The sequence below is a fragment of the uncultured Ruegeria sp. genome, assembly GCF_947497005.1.
Taxonomy (GTDB): domain Bacteria; phylum Pseudomonadota; class Alphaproteobacteria; order Rhodobacterales; family Rhodobacteraceae; genus Ruegeria.
Genome location: NZ_CANMFF010000009.1, coordinates 113,117 through 132,830, shown reverse-complemented (window position 1 = coordinate 132,830; position 19,714 = coordinate 113,117). Strand labels below are relative to the sequence as shown.

At 56.9% G+C, this 19,714-nt stretch carries 25 protein-coding genes; 12 read left to right on the top strand and 13 right to left on the bottom strand.

The features are described 5' to 3' along the window. Positions 1-13: 13 nt before the first annotated feature. The 3 genes from Q0816_RS14460 to Q0816_RS14450 form a co-directional block, all read right to left on the bottom strand. Entirely contained in the window at positions 14-649 is a 636-nt protein-coding gene (locus tag Q0816_RS14460; RefSeq protein WP_298851805.1) for an HAD family phosphatase, read from the bottom strand. 89 nt (positions 650-738) lie between these two features. Next, positions 739-1,296: a 16S rRNA (guanine(966)-N(2))-methyltransferase RsmD gene (gene rsmD / locus Q0816_RS14455; protein WP_298851803.1), complete on the bottom strand. Its 558-nt coding sequence runs from the start codon at positions 1,294-1,296 to the stop codon at positions 739-741. Continuing rightward, the gene (locus Q0816_RS14450) at positions 1,293-2,504 is read right to left on the bottom strand and encodes an FAD-dependent oxidoreductase (protein WP_298851800.1); all 1,212 of its coding nucleotides are present in this window, start codon (positions 2,502-2,504) and stop codon (positions 1,293-1,295) included. The genes rsmD and Q0816_RS14450 overlap by 4 nt, the downstream gene beginning before the upstream one ends. A 100-nt stretch (positions 2,505-2,604) precedes the next feature. Between Q0816_RS14450 and Q0816_RS14445 the strand changes: the two genes are divergently transcribed. The 4 genes from Q0816_RS14445 to Q0816_RS14430 all read left to right on the top strand — a co-directional run bounded on the left by Q0816_RS14445 (position 2,605) and on the right by Q0816_RS14430 (position 4,130). Further along, positions 2,605-3,090, top strand: coding sequence for a peroxiredoxin (locus Q0816_RS14445; protein ID WP_298851798.1), 486 nt, complete (start codon positions 2,605-2,607; stop codon positions 3,088-3,090). 101 nt (positions 3,091-3,191) lie between these two features. Further along, positions 3,192-3,437: a glycine zipper 2TM domain-containing protein gene (locus Q0816_RS14440; RefSeq protein ID WP_298851795.1), complete on the top strand. Its 246-nt coding sequence runs from the start codon at positions 3,192-3,194 to the stop codon at positions 3,435-3,437. Between the two features lie 11 nt (positions 3,438-3,448). Continuing rightward, on the top strand, positions 3,449-3,796 hold the full coding sequence (locus tag Q0816_RS14435) for a hypothetical protein (protein ID WP_298851791.1): 348 nt from the start codon (positions 3,449-3,451) through the stop codon (positions 3,794-3,796). Positions 3,797-3,818: 22 nt separating this feature from the next. Beyond that, positions 3,819-4,130, top strand: a complete 312-nt coding sequence (locus Q0816_RS14430; protein WP_298851788.1) for a hypothetical protein — start codon at positions 3,819-3,821, stop codon at positions 4,128-4,130. On the opposite strand, the gene Q0816_RS14425 is transcribed toward Q0816_RS14430, so the two are convergent. The 4 genes from Q0816_RS14425 to Q0816_RS14410 are packed head-to-tail and all read right to left on the bottom strand — an operon-like array spanning position 4,127 to position 6,869. Further along, positions 4,127-4,420 carry a 4a-hydroxytetrahydrobiopterin dehydratase gene (locus tag Q0816_RS14425; protein ID WP_298851785.1) on the bottom strand — a complete coding sequence of 98 codons (294 nt, stop codon included), beginning with the start codon at positions 4,418-4,420 and terminating at the stop codon, positions 4,127-4,129. The two genes, Q0816_RS14430 and Q0816_RS14425, sit on opposite strands and share 4 nt — an antisense overlap. Next, the gene (locus Q0816_RS14420) at positions 4,417-5,604 is read right to left on the bottom strand and encodes a GNAT family N-acetyltransferase (RefSeq protein ID WP_298851782.1); all 1,188 of its coding nucleotides are present in this window, start codon (positions 5,602-5,604) and stop codon (positions 4,417-4,419) included. The genes Q0816_RS14425 and Q0816_RS14420 overlap by 4 nt, the downstream gene beginning before the upstream one ends. Positions 5,605-5,649: 45 nt before the next feature. Beyond that, the gene (locus Q0816_RS14415; RefSeq protein WP_298851779.1) at positions 5,650-6,417 is read right to left on the bottom strand and encodes a glycerophosphodiester phosphodiesterase family protein; all 768 of its coding nucleotides are present in this window, start codon (positions 6,415-6,417) and stop codon (positions 5,650-5,652) included. After that, entirely contained in the window at positions 6,414-6,869 is a 456-nt protein-coding gene (locus Q0816_RS14410; RefSeq protein WP_298851777.1) for a RidA family protein, read from the bottom strand. The genes Q0816_RS14415 and Q0816_RS14410 overlap by 4 nt, the downstream gene beginning before the upstream one ends. A gap of 346 nt (positions 6,870-7,215) precedes the next feature. Here Q0816_RS14410 and Q0816_RS14405 point away from each other — a divergent pair, with 346 nt between their 5' ends. Together Q0816_RS14405 and Q0816_RS14400 are read left to right on the top strand one after the other, a co-directional pair. Then, positions 7,216-7,986, top strand: a complete 771-nt coding sequence (locus Q0816_RS14405) for a VacJ family lipoprotein (protein WP_298851937.1) — start codon at positions 7,216-7,218, stop codon at positions 7,984-7,986. Further along, the gene (locus Q0816_RS14400) at positions 7,976-8,575 is read left to right on the top strand and encodes a phospholipid-binding protein MlaC (protein ID WP_298851774.1); all 600 of its coding nucleotides are present in this window, start codon (positions 7,976-7,978) and stop codon (positions 8,573-8,575) included. The genes Q0816_RS14405 and Q0816_RS14400 overlap by 11 nt, the downstream gene beginning before the upstream one ends. A 106-nt stretch (positions 8,576-8,681) precedes the next feature. Here Q0816_RS14400 and fliP read toward each other — a convergent pair whose 3' ends face one another. From fliP to fliF, 4 genes are read right to left on the bottom strand one after another with little or no spacing between them, the layout of a single operon-like run. Beyond that, the gene (gene fliP, locus Q0816_RS14395) at positions 8,682-9,410 is read right to left on the bottom strand and encodes a flagellar type III secretion system pore protein FliP (RefSeq protein WP_298851772.1); all 729 of its coding nucleotides are present in this window, start codon (positions 9,408-9,410) and stop codon (positions 8,682-8,684) included. Continuing rightward, complete coding sequence (locus Q0816_RS14390) at positions 9,410-9,697, bottom strand: FliM/FliN family flagellar motor C-terminal domain-containing protein (RefSeq protein WP_298851769.1); 288 nt, start codon at positions 9,695-9,697, stop codon at positions 9,410-9,412. The genes fliP and Q0816_RS14390 overlap by 1 nt, the downstream gene beginning before the upstream one ends. Next, the gene (locus Q0816_RS14385; RefSeq protein WP_298851766.1) at positions 9,690-10,286 is read right to left on the bottom strand and encodes an ABC transporter ATP-binding protein; all 597 of its coding nucleotides are present in this window, start codon (positions 10,284-10,286) and stop codon (positions 9,690-9,692) included. Before Q0816_RS14385 ends, Q0816_RS14390 begins: the two co-directional genes overlap by 8 nt. Beyond that, positions 10,286-11,869, bottom strand: coding sequence for a flagellar basal-body MS-ring/collar protein FliF (gene fliF / locus Q0816_RS14380; RefSeq protein WP_298851764.1), 1,584 nt, complete (start codon positions 11,867-11,869; stop codon positions 10,286-10,288). Before fliF ends, Q0816_RS14385 begins: the two co-directional genes overlap by 1 nt. 119 nt (positions 11,870-11,988) lie before the next feature. Between fliF and fliL the strand changes: the two genes are divergently transcribed. The 5 genes from fliL to Q0816_RS14355 are packed head-to-tail and all read left to right on the top strand — an operon-like array spanning position 11,989 to position 16,611. After that, positions 11,989-12,486: a flagellar basal body-associated FliL family protein gene (fliL, locus tag Q0816_RS14375; protein ID WP_298851763.1), complete on the top strand. Its 498-nt coding sequence runs from the start codon at positions 11,989-11,991 to the stop codon at positions 12,484-12,486. Positions 12,487-12,495: 9 nt separating this feature from the next. Continuing rightward, the gene (locus tag Q0816_RS14370; protein WP_298851762.1) at positions 12,496-12,981 is read left to right on the top strand and encodes a hypothetical protein; all 486 of its coding nucleotides are present in this window, start codon (positions 12,496-12,498) and stop codon (positions 12,979-12,981) included. After that, positions 12,978-13,562: a hypothetical protein gene (locus Q0816_RS14365; protein ID WP_298851761.1), complete on the top strand. Its 585-nt coding sequence runs from the start codon at positions 12,978-12,980 to the stop codon at positions 13,560-13,562. The genes Q0816_RS14370 and Q0816_RS14365 overlap by 4 nt, the downstream gene beginning before the upstream one ends. A gap of 47 nt (positions 13,563-13,609) precedes the next feature. Continuing rightward, positions 13,610-14,479, top strand: a complete 870-nt coding sequence (motA, locus tag Q0816_RS14360; protein ID WP_298851760.1) for a flagellar motor stator protein MotA — start codon at positions 13,610-13,612, stop codon at positions 14,477-14,479. After that, positions 14,476-16,611 (top strand): hypothetical protein, encoded by a 2,136-nt coding sequence (locus Q0816_RS14355; protein ID WP_298851759.1) that lies wholly within the window; start codon positions 14,476-14,478, stop codon positions 16,609-16,611. Before motA ends, Q0816_RS14355 begins: the two co-directional genes overlap by 4 nt. 601 nt (positions 16,612-17,212) lie before the next feature. On the opposite strand, the gene betB is transcribed toward Q0816_RS14355, so the two are convergent. Beyond that, a complete protein-coding gene (gene betB, locus Q0816_RS14350) occupies positions 17,213-18,667 on the bottom strand; it encodes a betaine-aldehyde dehydrogenase (protein WP_298851758.1) in 1,455 nt (484 codons plus the stop codon). A 187-nt stretch (positions 18,668-18,854) separates the two neighbouring features. Here betB and Q0816_RS14345 point away from each other — a divergent pair, with 187 nt between their 5' ends. Then, complete coding sequence (locus tag Q0816_RS14345) at positions 18,855-19,184, top strand: hypothetical protein (RefSeq protein ID WP_298851756.1); 330 nt, start codon at positions 18,855-18,857, stop codon at positions 19,182-19,184. Positions 19,185-19,187: 3 nt separating this feature from the next. Here Q0816_RS14345 and Q0816_RS14340 read toward each other — a convergent pair whose 3' ends face one another. Continuing rightward, positions 19,188-19,700 carry a potassium channel family protein gene (locus tag Q0816_RS14340; RefSeq protein WP_298851754.1) on the bottom strand — a complete coding sequence of 171 codons (513 nt, stop codon included), beginning with the start codon at positions 19,698-19,700 and terminating at the stop codon, positions 19,188-19,190. Between the last annotated feature and the right edge of the window lie 14 nt (positions 19,701-19,714).

The following is a 19,714-nucleotide window of genomic DNA, read 5'->3' as shown; positions in this document are numbered from 1 at the left end:
GCACAGCCTCGGATCAAAGTCCCAACAGCTGGTGCGCCTGTGACATATCCGTGATCACTTCGGCCCCAAGATCGGCCAGACTGTCGCCACCCCCGTGCGGTGCGTAGGCAAGGCAGCGCATCCCGGCTCGGATCGCCGCCGTGACGCCGTTGTGACTGTCTTCAACGACCACTGGGGTCTCGGCACCAAAGTGCCGGGCTGCCAAGTGGAACATTTTTGGGTCCGGCTTACCAGTGCCCAGCACATGGGCCGAGAACATCACGTCTTTGAACCGATCCCAAAGCCCGTTCTGACCCAGCGTGATCTTCATCTTGTCCGGGCTGCCGTTCGACGCGACGCAATAGGGGATACCCTTTTGATCCAGCCTCTCCAGCAGGTCTGCGATACCGGGCACCAAAGGCACACCTGCACGCAACCGGTCGTAGGTTTCGACATAGACCTGATCAATCCAACCAGCTGGCAGATCAGCGCCCATCGCACGGGCTTTGTCGCGCACCCCTACCATAGTTCCACCCACAAACAGAGACATACATTCAGGCAGCGTCAGATGCAGGCCGTAGCCCGCCAGATTGTCCGCCAGAACCTGGTTCGAGACTACCTCGCTGTCTACCAGAACACCGTCGCAATCGAAAATGACCAGATCGTGCATTTGGGCCCCCTGCCTTGCCTCGCGGTCGGCCTATCCAAGCTTTCCCGTTTTTGCAAACCAGTGCTCAGCGCCAAACCGCGCAGAGTGTTTCAGTCTGAAACACTGTTCCACATCAATGAGATAAATGTGTCGCCATATTTCCGGTTATCCTGCAAGGTGAACCCAATCGGTGCCTGGATCGGAGTGTTTTCTTCCCAAACCAGCAATGCCTCATCCGCGACCCAGCCATTCGCCAACCCAGCGACGGCCTTCTCGCCCATGGATTTCCCGTAAGGCGGGTCCAGAAAAACCAGATCATAAGGCGCGCTGGGATTGTCGCCCAACCGGGTCGCATCGCGGCAGACCAAGTCGGTACGGTCGGCGCTGCGGGTCAGGTCGATATTCTTGCGGATCAGCCCCTGCGCCACACGTCCGTCATCGACGAAGGTGACATGTGTCGCACCCCGCGACAGCGCCTCGAGCCCCAGCGCCCCGGTTCCCGCAAACAGGTCCAACACGCGTAAACCGTCAAAGTCGATCTGGTGGATCAGTACATTGAACAGGCTTTCTCGCACGCGATCGGTAGTAGGCCGCAGATGGGCACCCGCATCGCCCTTACCGACCGAGGCCAAGGCACGACCCCGGAATTCTCCGGCTATGATCCTCACGCCTTGAGCAGCGGTTTCAGGTCCGCATCCGGGTCGGCCACGACCGCAGGATCAGCGGTTTTGCCCATCTCGATCAGACGTTTGCCGACCATATAGGCGCGCGGGTCATTCATCGCGTCCACCGCAATCAGCCTGTCGCCGCTGTAATACCAAAAGGATACGGTCTGCCCCGCGCCCTGACGGGTCACCACCCGGTCATAGCCGGTGTTCAGCCCGGCGATTTGCAGCTTGACGTCGTACTGATCCGACCAGAACCACGGCGTCGCCACATAGTCCCGGGCCGCGCCCAGCATATTCTGCGCCACGATTTCAGCCTGATCGATGGCGTTCGGGACGCTTTCCAACCTGATCCGCCCGCCTGCATGAGGGAATGACGCGCAATCGCCGGCCGCCCAGATCGACGGGTCAGACGTGCGGCCATGGGCGTCGGTTTTGATACCGTTGTCCAGCTCCAGCCCTGCCATCTCGGCCAGTTGGGTTGCGGGCGCGATGCCCACGCCAACCACGACGAAATCAACCTCCAGCTCGGTGCCATCGGTCAAAACGGCTCCAGTGACCTTGCCGTTTTCGCCAAGCAGCCGATCCAAGCCAACACCTTCACGGATGTCGGCGCCGTATTCGCTGTGCAACGCGCGAAAATAATCGCTGGTCTCGGGCGCTGCGACCCGTTGCAGGATGCGGTGAGCCATCTCGACCAGTGTGACCTTGACACCGCGCTTGGCGCAGACGGCGGCGGCCTCGAGCCCGATATAGCCGCCGCCCACGATCAAAGCACGGGCCCCGTCGGTTACTTTGGGCTCCATGTCGTCAATATGGGTCAGGTCGCGCACCACATGCACACCGTCCAGATCGCCACCAACGGCGGCGGGCAAGCGGCGTGGGTCGGACCCGGTGGTCAGCGCCAGTTCGTCATAGGACATTACCTCATCGCCCAGTGTCACGGTTTTGGCCTGTGGGTCGATGCCTGTGACGCGCTGGCCCAGACAAAGGGAGATGTCGTTTTCGGCATAATAGCTTTCGGGCCGCAGGAACAGGCGCTCCTGCTCCATCTCACCCAGCAGATAGGCCTTGGACAAGGGCGGGCGCTGGTATGGCAGATGCGGCTCGGCCCCGATCAGGGTGATCTCACCATCGAACCCGTCCTTGCGCAAACGCGCCACCAAGGACGCTCCCGCCTGACCCGCGCCAATCACAACTATATGGCTCATGTTTTGCTCACCCAGTAGTTTTCCCGTGGTCTCTGTGTTTGGACCACCTATATTGCGGCTAAGCCTAATTCTGCAAATCCAAATGACAGGAGCTAAGAAAATGATTTCAACAGGAGATACCCTTCCCGAGGCCACATTGATCCAGATGGGGGCGGAAGGGCCGGAAGAGGTTCGGATTTCAGATAAGACCAAAGGGCGCAAAGTGGTCATATTCGCAGTGCCCGGTGCCTACACCGGAACGTGCACCACGGCCCATGTACCAAGCTTCATGCGTACGAAAAAACAGTTCGACGACAAGGGCGTGGAAGAGATCATGTGCCTGTCGGTAAATGACCCTTTCGTGATGCAGGCCTGGGGCGAATCCACCGGCGCGACCGAGGCAGGATTGACCATGGTGTCAGACGCGGCCTCGGAACTCACCAAGGCCATCGGCATGGATTTCGACGCGCCACCTGTAGGCCTGATCGCCCGGTCCAAACGTTATGCGATGCTGGTCGAGGACGGTAAGGTCACAGCGCTGAACCTGGAAGAAAACCCCGGCGCCTGTGAAATCTCAGCGGGTGAAGGCCTGCTGGAGGTTATCTGAGTTTTACTGGCCCCGGTCTGCCCGGGGCCACTTGATCTCAATTTAACTTGAAGCACCGCCTCAATGCGCGAATACTCCAAACATGACTTTGGGAGATTTTTATGACGCTTAGAGTATTTTCACTCATCTTAGTCAGCGCAGGCCTTGTGGCGGCCTGTGGACCGGCCCCAACCCCACAACAGCAAGCGGCACGACAGCACGAAATTGCGTGCCTTGGCGGCACACTTGGCGGCGCGTTGATTGGCGGTGCAATCGGCAACCAGTTTGGCGGCGGATCAGGCAAAACGATCCTGACCGCAGCGGGCGCTGCCGCCGGTGGCTTCGAAGGCCAGAGATTCGCGTGCTGAGGAGGTTGAGCATGACACGGGCAATTTTCATAATCGCGGCCGCTTTTCTGGCCACGGCAGCAAATGCTGAAAGCGTTGCTGAACTGCATGAAAAAGAGCTGAACGCCATTGACGCGAATAATGACGGGTTCTTGTCCAGGGACGAGTTCAACGCGTTCTCGGACTATGCGTTTCAGACAATGGACGAGGACAAGAACGGCACTCTGGGTCAGGACGAGGCCAAACCGTTTCTGGACATAAAGCAGTTTCAGGATGTTGACCGGAACAAGGACAGCTTTGTTTCAAGATCGGAATATGATGCGCAGATGAATGACGATTTCGGCGTGGCAGATCAAAATGGCAATGGTCTACTGGACTAGGCCCATTTAGCAGGAGCTTGGTATGAACAAATGGATCGGATTGGGGGTTTTGGCGCTCGTGGCAGCTTGTGATGTGCCGCAGGCCCCCGTCGTGACCGGCCCGGATGGGCAGGCCCGCATTCAGATCAACCTGTCTGGCCTGACCTGCTATGACAACAAGTGTCTGGACATTAACCCGGCCGCGCGCGGTGTGCGCCAGATCGGCAACAAGACAACGGGTATCCCACGGTCCATTGACCTTAGTGACGGGACTGTAACACCGGCTGAGTTCAGGCAGATGGGCATTACTGCATCCCTCGCTGGTGGCGAAGGTTCAGGCCGCAACGATCGCTAGCACAGACTGTCCATTTTTCGGGCCAGCTTGGCGTCCAGCGCTGACAGGCCGCCCACGTCATGGGTGGACAGTACAACCTCGACCGTGCGGTAGACATTGGACCATTCGGGATGATGGTTCCATTTCTCGGCCCAGATCGCCACTTGCGTCATCCAGCCAAATGCATGCACGAAGTTGTCGAAAATGAAGGTCTTGGTGATTGCGTCGCGGCCTTCGACCATTGTCCAGCCGTTCTTGAACAGCGGATCCAGCAGCGGGCCACGGGTCTCGGTCGACAAAAGTTCAGTCATTGCTGTTCCTCCGGGTTCGATTTCCTGAACGGACCGTAATCCGTCAGAATCTCGATCTCTTCTCCCACTGCGCGGCCTTCGGCGTCCAGATATTTTTTGACCGCATCGGCAAAACCCGGATCGCCAACCCAGTGCAAGCTATGCGTGCGCGTTGGCAAATACCCCCGCGCCAGCTTGTGTTCGCCCTGTGCGCCCGCCTCAACCCGGGCCAGACCGTGGGCAATGGCAAAGTCTATCGCCCTATAGTAGCACAGTTCGAAATGCAGGCAGGCATGATGTTCACTGCAACCCCAATACCGGCCAAAAAGCGTTTCGCGGCCTATGAAGTTCAGCGCACCCGCAATGGCATAGCCATCCCGTTCCGCCAGCACCAAAGCCATGTCATCCATCATGGTCTGTTGCGCGATATCAAAAAACTGGCGCGTCAGGTAGGGCGAGCCCCACTTCCGCGCGCCTGTATCCTGATAGAACCGCCAGAATGCCTCCCAGTGTTCCGGGCGCAACTGATCGCCTGTCAGTGTGCGGATTTCACCCCCAAAGCCACAGGCCTGCGCACGTTCCTTGCGGATGTTCTTGCGCTTGCGCGACGACAAGGCCGTGAGGAACGCATCGAAATCAGTATATTTGTCATTCAGCCAGTGAAACTGTTGCGAGCTGCGCAGCATAAGACCCATCTGCCCACCGGCCAGCGCTTCGTCTTCGGTACAAAAAGTCGCGTGAACTGACGAGACCTGATTGTCGGCCGCAAGTTGCACTGCACCCTGCACCAAGGCTGACATTCCGATCCTCTCATACCCCGGACGCACCAGAAAACGCCGCCCGGTTGCAGGTGTGAACGGCACCGCGATCTGCAGTTTCGGATAATACCGCCCACCCGCGCTTTCATAAGCATGAGCCCAGCTGTGGTCGAAGATATATTCACCCTGGCTATGCGATTTGGCGTACATCGGGGCCGCCGCGATCAGCATCCCGTCCAGAAAGGCCGTCAGGTATTGCGGCTGCCAACCCGTGCCGCGCCCGACCGAGCCGCTTTCCTCGAGCGTTCGTAAAAAACGATGCGTGGTAAAGGGATCAAGGGGCCGCCCACCATCGGCAGCCTCGGGGCAGGCGCAGGCATCCCAGTCGGCCGCTGAAATCTGCGACAGAGCACCCAGTACCTGAATTTCGATTTGTGCCTGATCCATATGTCCTCCGCACCAGCCCTTTATCTGTGACCGAGGCGCTAAGGTTCAAGTTGAATGCGCGGCCAGATACCCTTCGAAGGTCACATTGTCGGCAACCTTGCGGACCTCTGCCTCTTGTTCGGGCGTCCGGATTGTCCAGCACAGGACTGGCACGCCTTGTGCCTTCAGCTCGGCCACGCGTGGTCGGGACAGGTCGGCGGCTTCATGGCTAATGAAACTGGCCCCGACGCGATCGAAATCCGGAATATCACGCAAATGATCGCAGACGTCTTGCGGCAAAAGCTCGACGCTGGGTTCATAGGCGCAAGTTGTGATACCACGCGGCAGATGCGGAGCCAGCCGTGCCAGTTCAGCGACCGAGTTGGGGTTGAATGACATCACGGCCACCGGGCCTTCGTAGCCTTGCAATGCGCGCACAGTGTCGCGTTCCAACGCGCCGATATTCGTGCCCATCGCTCCGTCCTGATCTTTCAGTTCGATCAGCAGCGGCACCTGACCCGCCACCATCTTCAGCACATCGTCCAACGTTGGAATACCGTCGTCACCATACAGAAGGGTCGCACGGGATGCAGTCTCCGCCGAGACCTGCCGGATCGGCCCGGGCTGACCGGTCAGGCGCAACAAATCATAGTCATGGAATACGACAGCCCGATCATCCGAAGTCAGCTGAAGATCGATCTCGATCCCGTAACCGGCTTCAATTGCAGCGTGAATGGCCGCCCGGCTGTTTTCCGGGCGGTTATTCGAGACGTCATGCAGCGCCCTATGGGCAATTGGGGCCTGCAGAAACGCAGCGGGCAGTGGCAGTATCATGCGATCTCGAAGATGCCTTCGATTTCCACTGCCACGCCCAGCGGTAGCGACGCCGCGCTGACAGCGGAACGCGAGTGGCGGCCGGCATCGCCCAGCGCCTCGACCAGGAAATCGGACGCACCGTTGATCACCTGCGGCTGTGCCGTGAAATCCGTGGTTGAGTTCACGAAGCCGGTCAGCTTGATAACGCGCACCAGTTTTTCAATATCTCCACCGCAGGCTGCCTTGACCTGTGCCAGCAGATTGATCGCGCAGGCGCGCGCCGCGGCAGCTCCGGCTTCGACATCCATGTCATCGCCCAGTTTGCCGATGATCAGCTTATCTGTTTTCGAAATCTGGCCGGACACATAGATGATATTGCCCGTACGTACGAACGGTACATAGTTGGCCGCAGGCGCAGGCGCGTCGTCCAGCGTGACACCGAGGCTTTCCAGTTTTGCAGCGATGCTCATTGAGTGGGTCCTTCCCTGATTGACTCCGCCGGACGCTAACCGGGAAGCGCAGTCGGGGAAAGACGGAAACAGGCAATTTCCGGCTTGCCTGCGATCTGAGCATATCTTTACTTATTATGACCTGTAGATAGTCGATCACTTTACCCGGCCATGACGGACAGGTTACACGCTAGGTGTTTCATTTGAGACCTTAAACGACTATGTGACAAAAACTTGTGCCATACCGGCATATGAATATTGGTGGATTGTGATTGTTAGTCCGACAGAGCAGGAGTCGGGCCATTTGGGAGAAGCAAAGATCGTGTCGAGCAGATTTCGCCTGAAGCACCTTGTTGTATTGTCACTCATGGCCGTTCTGTCTGCCTGCGCAACAACGCCCCCAGAGCAAGCCTCACGCAGTGACGTATTTGACCCGTATGAAAACACGAACCGGGGAATCCATAAGTTCAATCTGGGCGTTGACCGATTTCTGTTCCGGCCAGCATCGAAAGGTTACGTGAAGATCGTTCCCGACCCTATGGTCACGAGTTTCAGCACTTTTGCCGAAAACATCTCGCTGCCCGGGCAGGCCGTCGACTACCTGCTACAGGGCAATCCGAAACAGATGGGCAATGCCTTGTTGCGATTCGTGATCAACATGACCGTGGGCGGCTTTGGCCTGTCCGCACCGGCGGATGAACTGAACCTGCCACCCGTTGACACCGATTTCGGTGAGACCCTGCATGTCTGGGGGGTTGGCGAAGGCGCTTATGTTGAATTACCGTTCTATGGCCCATCAACCCAACGGGATGCGATCGGGGTCGTGGTCAACCTGTTCTCGAATCCGATCAACTTCTCTCCGACACGGCCTGCCGACAATCTTGGCGTCTACGCCGAAATTGTGCGTCGCATGGGCGATCGTGGCCGATTCTCGGATACCGTCGACTCGATTCTTTACGAAAGCGCAGACAGTTACGCACAGGCTCGCCTGATCTATCTGCAAAACCGCCGCTTTGAACTGGCAAGAGATGACGAAGACGCCTATCTGGACTTGTATTCTGACCCTTACGCTGAAACCGGGACAGACCCGGTCAGGGACCCCTATCTAGACCCCTACGAGGACCCCTATGCTGAATAACGAGTTGAACCGCCGTCACTTTATCGCAGCCGGTATGGCCTTGGCCGTTTTGCCCGCGCATGCGTTTGCCCAGACCGAGGCGACTGCCAAGGCACTGGTCGGCAACGTGGTTACCGACATCAACCGGGTTATCGAGTCGGGCAAATCGGAAAAAGCGATGTTGCGCGACTTTGAGAAGATATTTGTGCAATATGCAGACGTCCCGATCATGGCCCGTTATGCGCTGGGGGCGGATGCCCGCACCGCCAGCCCGTCCCAGTTGAAACAATTCACCAAGGCGTTTCAGGGCTATATTTCGCGCAAGTATGGTCGCCGCTTCCGTGAATTCATCGGCGGCGAGGTCAACGTGCGAAATGCGCGCAAGATCAAGGCAGGGTATGAAGTGCGCACGATGGTTAAACTGCGTGGGTCGTCTCCGTTTGATGTGACCTTCCTTGTCTCTGACAAATCAGGGCGCGAAAAGTTTTATAACATGTTCATCGAAGGTGTGAATCTGTTGCTGACCGAGCGTACCGAAATCGGAGCGATGCTGGATGCGCGCAAGGGCAACCTGAACCAACTGATCAAGGACCTGAAAAAGACAGGCTGATCTTGGCCATACGGAACCGGGCGTTGGATAACATGATTGGTAGAAGTCAGAGGTCAGCGCCGTCAGGCCCCTTTTTTCGCCGCTCAACCGGTTTTCCAGGTCGAAGTCACGGCATGTAACTGCGCACCAATGCGCCCGCGATCAACGCCCACCCGTCAGCGATCACGAAAAACGCCAGCTTGAATGGCAAGGACACTATGGCCGGCGGCACCATCATCATGCCCATCGACATCAATACAGCTGCCACAACAAGGTCGATGATCAGAAACGGCAGGAAAATCAGAAATCCAATCTGAAACGCCCGCGCGATTTCAGACAGCATGAAAGATGGCATCAAGACCGATAGTGGCGCCTGCGCAGACAGTTCCATGGCCTCACCACCGGGCCGCAAGGCCGCCATAGCGTAGAACGTGTCGGCATCCAGCCGGGTCGCCATAAACGCGCGAAAAGGCTCTAACGCGCGCTCAAGCGCAGGCTCAACCTCCATCGTTTCTTCCATCATCGGACGTATCCCGGCATTCCAGGCTTCGGTAAAGACCGGGTCCATTATGAAATAAGTCAGAAACAGCGCCAAACTGACCAGCAGCATGTTGGGCGGTGATTGCTGTAGGCCGACCCCTTGCCGCAAGATCGACAGCACAGTGATCAGAAACGGGAAACAGGTGATCATGATCGCCAGCCCCGGAGCGATGCTCAGCACTGTGATCAGTAGGATCAGCTGGATTGTTCGGGCAGAAATTGATCCGCCCTCGCCCAAAGACAAGGTCACATCCTGCGCAGCGGCAAATGATGGCGCAAGCGCAACCATCAGAGCAAACCAGATCACAGGACGCATCAACCGATTCCGTTTTGCAGATCCGCAATCTCGGTCAGGCGCACTGAAAGTTGTCCGGCATGATCACCTTCCATTTCCTCCAGCAGCCCGCGTGCCACCAATTGATCCCCAACATATAGATCAACGGGGTCTTCAATGCGCTTGTCCAGGGTCAGCACTGCGTTCTCTCCCATATTCAAAAGGTCCCGGATCAGCGGACGCGCCCGGCCGACGGACACAGTCACTTCAATCGGGACCGAGTCGAAAGGGTTGGGCTTTTCGGATTTCGGGGTCTGAGTATCATTCATTGGACAAAGCCTCTCTTGCCTCAAAGACATAAGCGTCAAAGATCTGTGCGATGGCAGCCGACAGGGCGGTGCAATCCACTTCTCGTCGGCTTGTGCCAACCTGAATCCGCGCCTGCCCAGGCTCCAAGGCGGCGTTTTCAATAACCTGGGGGGCGGAATGTAAATCTTGTGGCAACATCGCCACAACATCCTCAACGCATCCTGGTGGCACCAAAATCTGCATCGGCTGCTCAACTTGCGAACGCGCCATTTCGCAGAACTGTTCGACAAGACGGGCCGCCAAACCGCGCTCAAACATCTCAGGTAAAACGGTTTGAACCAGACTGTTGAACATGGGTTCCAAAGACAGCGTCATTCGGGTGATCGCTTCGTGATAGGTGAAAGACATGTCCTCAAGCGACCTGGCCAATTCGGCCGAAACCTGACCGCGGCTTTGTTCCTGCGCCCGAGATGCATCTTCCCAACCTGCCCCGTAACCGTCTTCAAAGGCCGCGAGCCGTTGTTCTTCCAGCGTTTCCTCATCCAGAACCAGAACGGGCCTTGCACTGGTCTGGGTGGTGAAATCCTCAAGCAGATGAGCAATCGACATCACACCCGTTCCTCACCTTCTTCAAGCCAGCTGCGCAAGATCTCGACAGTCTCTTCCTGCTTGTCACCGATCATTGCGCGCAACCGATCGACAGAATCTTCCGTGGTCCCCGAGCCGAGTGCCGGAACATTCCCCTCCACCGGCAGGGTCGCGAATTCTGCTGTTTCATCCGGCGCGATTTCACCGGTCAGCGCCAATGATCCCGCATCTGCCCCGCCCCCGGCAGGCAGCAGCGCCGGTATCGGTGCCGGCCTCATCAGGATTGGGCGAATTACAAACAGCGCCAACACCAGTGAGACCAAGGCCAGCACCGCCATCTGAATCAAGGACATCGCGTCCAAATGAAAGTTTTGCCAGAGCGACGACGACACCAGCGTACCCTGCGGCTCAACCGACGGTAAATCCAGGGATTTCAGTGTGATAACATCGCCACGCGAGACATCGTACCCCACAGCAGACGCCACAAGTTCTTCAAGCGCGGCCAATTCTTCCTGGGGCAAGGGTGTAAATGTTTCGGTACCGGACGCATCCACCCTTCGCGTTCCATTGACCAGAACCGCGACCGTCAGGCGCTTGATTGCGCCAGGTGCCGTATGCACTTCCAGTTCGGTCTCTGAAACTTCATAGTTCACCCGCTCACGAGTCTGGGTAGCGGTCGAGTTTGATTCGTCCCCACCCGCCCCATCACCGTCAGGCAGGTTCGACGCCACCGTGACATCCGATGACTGATTTCGGGCGCTGTCCGAGCGTTCTTCGACATCCGTGCTGATCGCCACCCGGCCCTTGGGATCAAAGCGCCGCTCGCGAATGGATTCCGTCTTGGTCTCAGTATTCACGCTGACCTCGACCACAGCATTGCCGGCCCCAACACGCGCTTCGACCAGACGCAGAACACGTTCCCGCAACTGACGCGACTTGTCATCCGCATTGTCAGCGGCCACAGCAGTATCCTGCCCTCCGATCACGGTTCCGTTCGAATCAATCACCGTTACGTTCTCGGGTGCCAGCCCACTCACGGCCGAGGCAACAAGGAATCGAATGGCCTTGGCCTGATCGCCGGTGATGTCGGCCCCGGACGGCACAAGATAAACCGAAGCTGTTGGCGAAACACTGCGCTGAAAGGGGTTGGCGGAACCGTTCGCTATATGAACCCGGGCCTGGCTGACATATGGGCTGCCGACAAGTGTCCGCGCCAATTCGCCCTCTTTCGCGCGCCAATAGGCGGCATCAAACATCTGAGACGTAGTTCCGAACCCGCTCAACGAATCAAGCAGTTCGTACCCTTTGTTGCCGTTTGCAGGCAGGCCTTCGCTGGCCAAAGTCATTCGCAATTGGTCGCGCTCCGCACCTGACACGTAAATTGATCCGCCGCGGATTTCATACGACACGCCACGCTGGTCCAACGCCCGCACGATATCTCCGGCGGCACCGCTTTCCAGCCCTGCGTAAAGCAGCGACATGGACGGAGCAGTCACCAGACGCGACATCCCGAGGATTCCCAGAAACACCAGCACAACCGCACCAGCGACGATAATTTGTTTACGTCTGTCCAAACTTGCCCAGACAGTTCCGATCTGCTGCACGCTCACCTCCGACTCGCCGGCATTCTGCCCGACGCACATCCTGTTTGGACGATTGCCCTTAACAATCGGTTAGTCCCTGCAGGGTTATGACAGGGACAGAACGGATGAATGAGGACGTCATGACCGACGCAACGACCGAACAGGCGGAAGCCCCCGAAAAAAGGGGGAAAAAGGGAATGCTTATCGGATTGATTCTGGCGATCGCTGGTGCCGCGGGCGGGTATGTCCTGACCTCATCAGGATTAATTCCGCTAGGCAGCATGGCCACGAAAGAAGAAAACCAAAACGTGGAAAAGGAAGAACCTGCCAAAGCGCTGGCAGACGTCGGGTTTATCGACCTGCCAACTGTCATAGTGTCGGTGAATTCAGGTGGATCGCGGTATCTGAAGTTTCACGCGCAACTCGAAGTTAACGCGCCATACATGGCTGATGTGCAAAAGATGCAGCCACGAATCATGGATGTTCTGAACGGATACCTTCGGGCCGTCGAGCTGAGGGATTTTGAGGATACGCTGGCATTGATGCGCATCCGGGGTCACTTGCTGCGGCGCATAGAAATTGTCGTTGGCGAAGGCCGCGTTCGTGATGTGCTGGTGATGGAATTTGTATTGAATTAGGAGGCGGAATTGGAGCTGATTTCAGATATTTTGCTGGTCGCCGGAGCGCTGGGTGCGGGTCTGTATTGCTTTGTGCTGTCCCGCCGTCTCAAACGGTTTACAGATCTCGAAAAAGGCGTCGGCGGCGCAGTGGCCGTGCTGTCGACGCAGGCGGAAGAGCTGAAAAAATCTTTGGACAGTGCACGACGTGCCTCTGACCAGTCGGGAGATCAGCTCAAGGCGCTGACGCTGCGCGCGGAGTCGGTGGCGCAGCGGCTGGAGCTGATGATGGCGTCGATGCATGATGTTATCCCCGAAGAGGACACAGCACATCGGGAGAAGGCGGATTCGCCCTCTGCCGACACTCAGCCAGAAGACGGAAAAAGGATCGCGCGGGAAGAAAAACCTGAAGCTGCGGACCCTGCCGAATCAGAAGCAAACGAACAGCAGACCAAGGCGCCGGAAGGGCTGATGTTCTTCCGACATGACCGAAAACAAAGTGAGGCCCAGGCATGAGCCGCGCTCGGGTCAGCAGGCGAGGCACACGCCCGCGTGGTGGCGTCCTTGCGGTGATCTCATTGTTGATGATTGGCTCGGCCGCCATTCGGGTTGGTCTGGAGGCGGGGCCCGCGCTCGCCAAACCTGCGATTCACGAAACCTCGGAAAACAAGTCTGCGAAGTCTGACACGCGCGACATCCAGGTCGTGCTTACAGAGCTTTTGCGCAGAGAGAAGACCATCAAACAGCGGGAAGACGCTTTGCGTGAACGGGAAAAAGCACTGGAGATCGCGGATCAGGCCATCGAAATGCGCCTGATCGCACTTCAAGAGGCTGAAGGTTCCCTGCGCGCCACGCTCGCAGTGGCAGACAAGGCGGCAGAGAACGATCTGACTCGCCTGACGGATGTCTATCAGAACATGAAGCCAAAAGACGCGGCGGCATTGTTTGAAACCATGGACCCGACCTTTGCCGCAGGGTTTTTGTCGCGCATGCCAGCAGACGCAGCTGCCGGGGTATTGGCGGGTCTCAGCCCGGAAGCGGCCTATACGATCAGCGTTGTTATGGCGGGTCGTAACGCTTTGGCCCCTCAGGAATAAATGCACGTGTTTCCCTGTTTTGCGAAGACCATAGCCGGAGATCTCAAATGATTGGAATTGTTGGAATTATCGTCATTTTTGTTATGGTATTCGGCGGTTACCTGGCTGCGGGCGGCAAGATGACGATCATTATGAAATCCCTTCCATTTGAAATGATGATGATCGGCGGTGCTGCCGTTGGTGCCTTTCTGATCAGCAATGACATGGGCGGCGTTAAACATACGATCAAGGACATGGGGAAAGTGTTCAAAGGCCCAAAATGGAAGCCTGAAGATTACCGCGACCTGCTGTGTCTGCTGTTTTCTTTGATCCGGATTGCCCGTGCCAACCCTGTAGAGGTCGAACAACATATCGAAGATCCTGAAAATTCTGACTTGTTTTCCGCTTATCCCAGGATTCAATCCGACAAGGAAGCCATCGACCTGATCTGTGACACGATGCGGTCCGCGGCGATGAACTATGACGATCCGCATCAGGTTGAAGAGGTTCTGGAAAAACGTATGGAGGCGAATTTCCATCACGCGATGCACCCGAGCCACGCGCTGCAAACAGTGGCAGACGGCCTGCCTGCATTGGGGATTGTGGCTGCGGTTCTTGGTGTGATCAAGACGATGGGATCAATCGACCAGCCACCCGAAGTCTTGGGGAAATTGATCGGCGGCGCACTGGTGGGCACGTTTCTGGGCGTTTTTCTGGCATATGGTCTGGTTGGTCCCTTCGCGGGCAAGCTGAAAGCGGTGGTCGAAGAAGACAACCATTTCTATCAACTGATCAAGGAAGTTCTGGTTGCCAACCTGCATAACCACAACGCCGCCATGTGCATTGAAGTTGGGCGCCAGAATACCCCAACCCACAATCGTCCCGGCTTTACCGAGCTCGAGGATGCGTTGAAGGAACTCAAGCAGGCAGTGGCATGAAACGTATCGGGTTTCTGGTTGCTGCTTTGATCGCGGCGGCAACTGCCGCGACCTCTGAGGATGTGACGGTGCGTTCCGGTGAGCATGACGGATACACACGTCTGGTATTCAATGTTCCGCCGGATACTGACTGGGTGCTGGCACAACGCAAAAACGGCGCACAGCTTACAATTGCCCTGGACGAGGTAACATTCCGTACTGGCTCGGTTTTCGGGCGTTTGACCACGAACCGTCTGGCCTCTGTGTTACAAAAACAGCCGGGCGATGCGTTGGAGATGGAATTCGGATGTGAGTGTGTGGCGTCCGCCTTCCTGTATAGGAATTCAATGATCGTGTTGGACATCGGGCCAGGGACATTTTTGCCGTCACGTCTTGAAGACATACCTCCACCCCAAGTTGGAAAACCAGCTATGGGCACTCCACGATTCGAGGTCACCGGTTTGGATTTGCCGCTTCTCACCATGAAACAGCAGGGGATAAAGGGCCAGCTGTCGACCCGTCTGTTACAGGGGGCCGATCGCAAGCTGCTTGATCTGAAGCTGTCACCCGTCGGGCCACGCAGCACGATCTTGCCGGATACCACACCCGTCCCATCCGGGTTGGAGTCGAACATACGCCTGACCACGGTTCTGGACGATTTGCAGAACGTACTGAATGCAGAATTGCAGCAATTCGGCACGGAGCTTGCGTGCATATCGACTGCAGAGCTGGATTTTACATCCTGGTCCGGAGAGTCGCCCTTTACCGAGCAAGTGGCCGCTCTGCGTGCAGGGCTGTACAAGGAATTCGACACACTTGACGATGAAAAGGCTCTGAAACTGGCAAAGCTCTATGCCTTTCACGGCTTTGGGGCCGAAGCGCTGGGTGTCATGAGTTTGCTGAAGATACGGCCAAAGGACACAAAACGGATTGCTGCGATTGCGCGGATTGTTGATGAACAACCGGCGCTTTCTTCGAACCCCTTCAGTGACCTGCAGCGATGCGACAGCGATGCTGCGCTCTGGGCTGTGCTATCCGAAGAGGACCTGACACCAGACGCGCATATTGTGGCTATCGAACAAGCCTATTCAAAACTTCCCGATCATCTTCGCCGCCAACTGGGAGCGCGGCTTTCAGATATTCTGGTAAGAGCCGAAGAACTGGAGGCTGCGCGCAGGATTCTACGTTCGGTGGACCGGATCGAGCCGAACTCAACACCAGGTGTTGCGAAAGCCAAGGCCAACGTGGCCGAGGCAGAAGGCGACAGTACTCGTGAAGAGGAACTGCTGACCAAAGTCATCGTCTCGACAGAGGCCGCGGTCGGAGCTCCTGTAGCTTTGGCGCGCCTGGTCGAAAAGCGCTGGTCTGAGCGCAAAACCGTTTCTTCCCAAGAGCTTGACCTGGCGGCATCTTATGCAGTCGAGTTCAGGCGGTCGGAGCTGGGCCCGACGATGACCCGCACCCATGCGATCGCCCTAAGCCTGAGCCAGGAATTCGACCGCGCGTTCGACGTGATCCAATCACTGCCGGCCGGGCACGTTAGCGGCAGCGCCTTCAATCGGCATTTGCAATTGCTTGCGGAACGGTCTGATGACGTAACCTTTTTACGCCAAACGATGGAGATGATGCGGCCGGGCAAGGCTGCTGTACTGACAACCGAAACTGCAATTGCACTGGCGGACCGCCTTGCTGCCCTTGGTTTTGCCACACAGGCTTTTGCGCTGGCGAACAGACCCGAAGATCAGACACGGCGCTCGGATCGAGCGCGTTTGCGTGCTCGGGCAGCTCTGCAGTTGGGACGCCCCCATCAAGCCATGTTGGAGCTGGCCGAGGACAACTCGGAGGACGCAATTGTCTTACGTGCGCAAGCCCTGGACGGGGCGGAGGATTTTGCGGCCGCAGGTGATATGCTGCGCAACCTCGAACAATACGGTGCGGCAAACCGCTATTTCTGGCTGGCCGGGTTATCGGACGAATGGCTCGGGTCTCAGGACGAGAAATTCGCAACATTGAATCGGACAACCAAAGCCCTGTTGGACTCACCCGTCCGGTTGCCAGAAAAACCTCTGGCGGGCGCGAAATACCTGTTGGAGGACAGTCAGACCACACGACAGCGGATCGATGAGATGTTGAGTGCTGTTGGGATGGAGTGACATACCTTATGCATCGTCCAGACAATACCCGGCAGGATGAACGTATATCATGGCTTCGGCAGGCCCTTGTCCCGTACAGGCTTCTCGCCGATCGGGAAACTGGGTGCCGATGCGTCGCGCCGACCCATTCCAAGCGCCCGAACCGGAAGAGGTAAGAATGAACCAAACCCTCTTTCCGGGCGGTTCGGGCGCAGGCCTTACTTGAGAAACAGGCCCTGGATTTCAGTAGCAACCCCGGTTGAGGAGTTCGCAACGGTTGCCCTGGCGCCCTTCGGGAAACACGCGCTGAGGAATTCACTCTTGACGCGTGAATCCCGAAGTACCAAACTACTGGGTTTTGCCGGCGGAGATTCCGCTTGCTCAGTTAAACGGTGATCTGAGAAACCAGAATTTTCCGTCGCCACCGGGTTGGCTCGGACAGTAGCGGATAGCGAAGATTTGAACACAACACTCTGCCAAGCAGATCTGTTCTGCCATGCGGACAGGCTTTGGCGTCATCAGCCCTGGTATGCGCGCCACTGGTAGGGACGAGCGCCTGCTCTACTCCCGACATCAGACGCCAAGAGCAGAACCATCAAAACGACTCACCGCCGTCATTGCGTCAATACGGAGCCTCGACGTCGTTCATCGAGACATAGACGGTTTTCATTTCCGAGAAATGATTGATCGCCAGTTTCGAGTTCTCGCGCCCGACACCGGACATTTTCGATCCACCAAACGGTGCCTCTACCGGGGCAAGGTTGTAGGTGTTTATGTAACAAGTGCCAGCCTCGAACCCAGCAACAACTCGGTGCGCGCGGGTCAGATCATTGGTGAAAACGCCGGCCGCCAGACCAAATTCAGTGTCATTGGCACGGGCTATCACATCTTCCTCGGTATCGAAATCCAGCACCGACATGACTGGGCCGAAGATTTCCTCGCGCGCGATGGTCATGTTGTCGGTGACGTCGGCAAAAACAGTGGGTTGCATGTAAAAGCCATCACCGTCGATCCGTTCGCCGCCAAAAACCAGACGCGCACCTTCGGCTTTGCCCTTTTCGATATAGCCCAAGGCAATGTTCATCTGATTCTCGCTGACCATCGGCCCAAAGCTGACATCCTCATCCATCGGATCGCCGATTTTAGCGTTGGCCAAACGTTCAGACAATCGTGTCAGGAATGCCTCTTTGATGCCTTTCTGCACAAAGACGCGGGTGCCATTGGAACAGACCTGACCCGAGGAATAGAAGTTGCCCAGAATCGCACCCGAAACCGCGTTTTCGATGTCGGCATCGTCAAAGACGATCATCGGGGATTTCCCGCCAAGCTCCATGGTCACGTGCTTCATACCGCCCGCAGCAGCAGCATAGACTTTGCGACCCGTAGGAACAGAACCTGTCAGCGAGACCTTGGCAACACGCGGATCAGTGACCAACGACGCACCTACATCGCCATAGCCCTGGATCACGTTGTATACGCCTTTGGGCGCGCCAGCCTCGACCAGAATCTCGGCCACTTTCAGTGCTGAAAGGGGCGTAGTTTCAGAAGGCTTGAACACCATCGTGTTGCCGCAGGCCAGGGCCGGAGCACCTTTCCAGCAGGCAATCTGAGTGGGATAATTCCATGCGCCGATCCCGACGCAAACACCAAGCGCCTCGCGGATGGTGTAAACGAAATCGCCGCCACCCAGCGGGATATGCTCGCCGGTCAATGAGGCGGTTAGGCCTCCGAAATATTCCAGCGCATCCGCGCCCGAAGTGGCATCCGCCACAGTGGTTTCCTGAATCGGCTTGCCGGTGTCGTGGGTTTCCAGAACGGACAGGTCATAGTTTCGGTCGCGCATGATATCGGCCGCGCGGCGCAATATGCGGCCGCGTTCCGTACCGGACAGTGACGCCCAAGCTACCTGAGCGTTTTTTGCACTGTTTAGAGCCTTATCTACGATCGCCTGCGTTGCTGAATGCAGGCGTGCAATCACTTCTCCTGTTGCAGGGTAGATCACGTCAATGGCAGTACCTTCAGTATCCTCAACATATTCGCCATCAATGAAATGGCTGGCCTTGGGCTGAAATTTCATACCGTGTCCTTTTCTTTCGCACCCGTTTGGACGGGACATGAGGGCAGTTGAAAATCGGCCTATCGGTTATTGACTGATCAGTCAATAAAATCATCCAAGGGGCGAGTTTTTGCCTGCCAAACCCCTCAAGCCTTGAATTTTTCGGTTAATGTTCTATTTATGTTCCACGTAGTCAGAGGACAAACCGATGGCCCAGCAAACACGTCATGCAGCCCTGAATGGGCCAAACAACGATTACCACTTGCTTCCGGTGACAGACCGGCAAATGCGGTATGCACGCGCGATTGCCGAGGTATCAGCAGTTGAGATTCCGGTAGAAGCGCAACGCGACCGGCGGTTGTTGTCCGACTGGATTTCGGCGCACAAACCACGCGCGACCTCGCAATTCGACAATTACCCGACCGGAAAGCAGGTCGCCTTTGCCGAGCGGATATCACGCAGCAAACGCCGCCCGATCCCATCCGAATGTTTCCGCGACAAGAAAATGATGTCGCGCTGGATCGATCAAAATAAATAGTCCCTATTTAGGGTCTTCTCGATTGTGGTTACGTGCATAGAGCGAGACCGCTGCCGCAACAAACATGCCCAACAGGATATATCCCGTTACAGCCTCGGACACAGCCAGACCACGACACAGGCCAGTCGGGGACATGTCGCCATATCCAACCGTGGTGAAGGTGACGTACGAGAAATACAGAATATCCCCCGGACCCTGCGCACCAATGACGCAATGGTCGTTATATCCAAACGCCCCGTATACTGCGGCGAACAGAAAGGGCACGACCTGAATGAACGACACGCCCATCAAAAACAATAGTCTGCGGGGCGATTTCACTTGGGTCATGTAGTACCAGGATTGTGACACCAGCCAGATCAACAGGCCAACCGAAGCGAATGTGCCAATCGTGTCGCCCGCGGTCGTCTCGTTCAGGCGCGAAAGGCCGTACCAGGCAAGGAAACTCGCCAGAACTAACCCCAACGCTGCAAGCAGAGTTGATTTCCATTCTTCCAATGTTGTGGGTTCGCGGTGCATGAACGCCCCTTCAA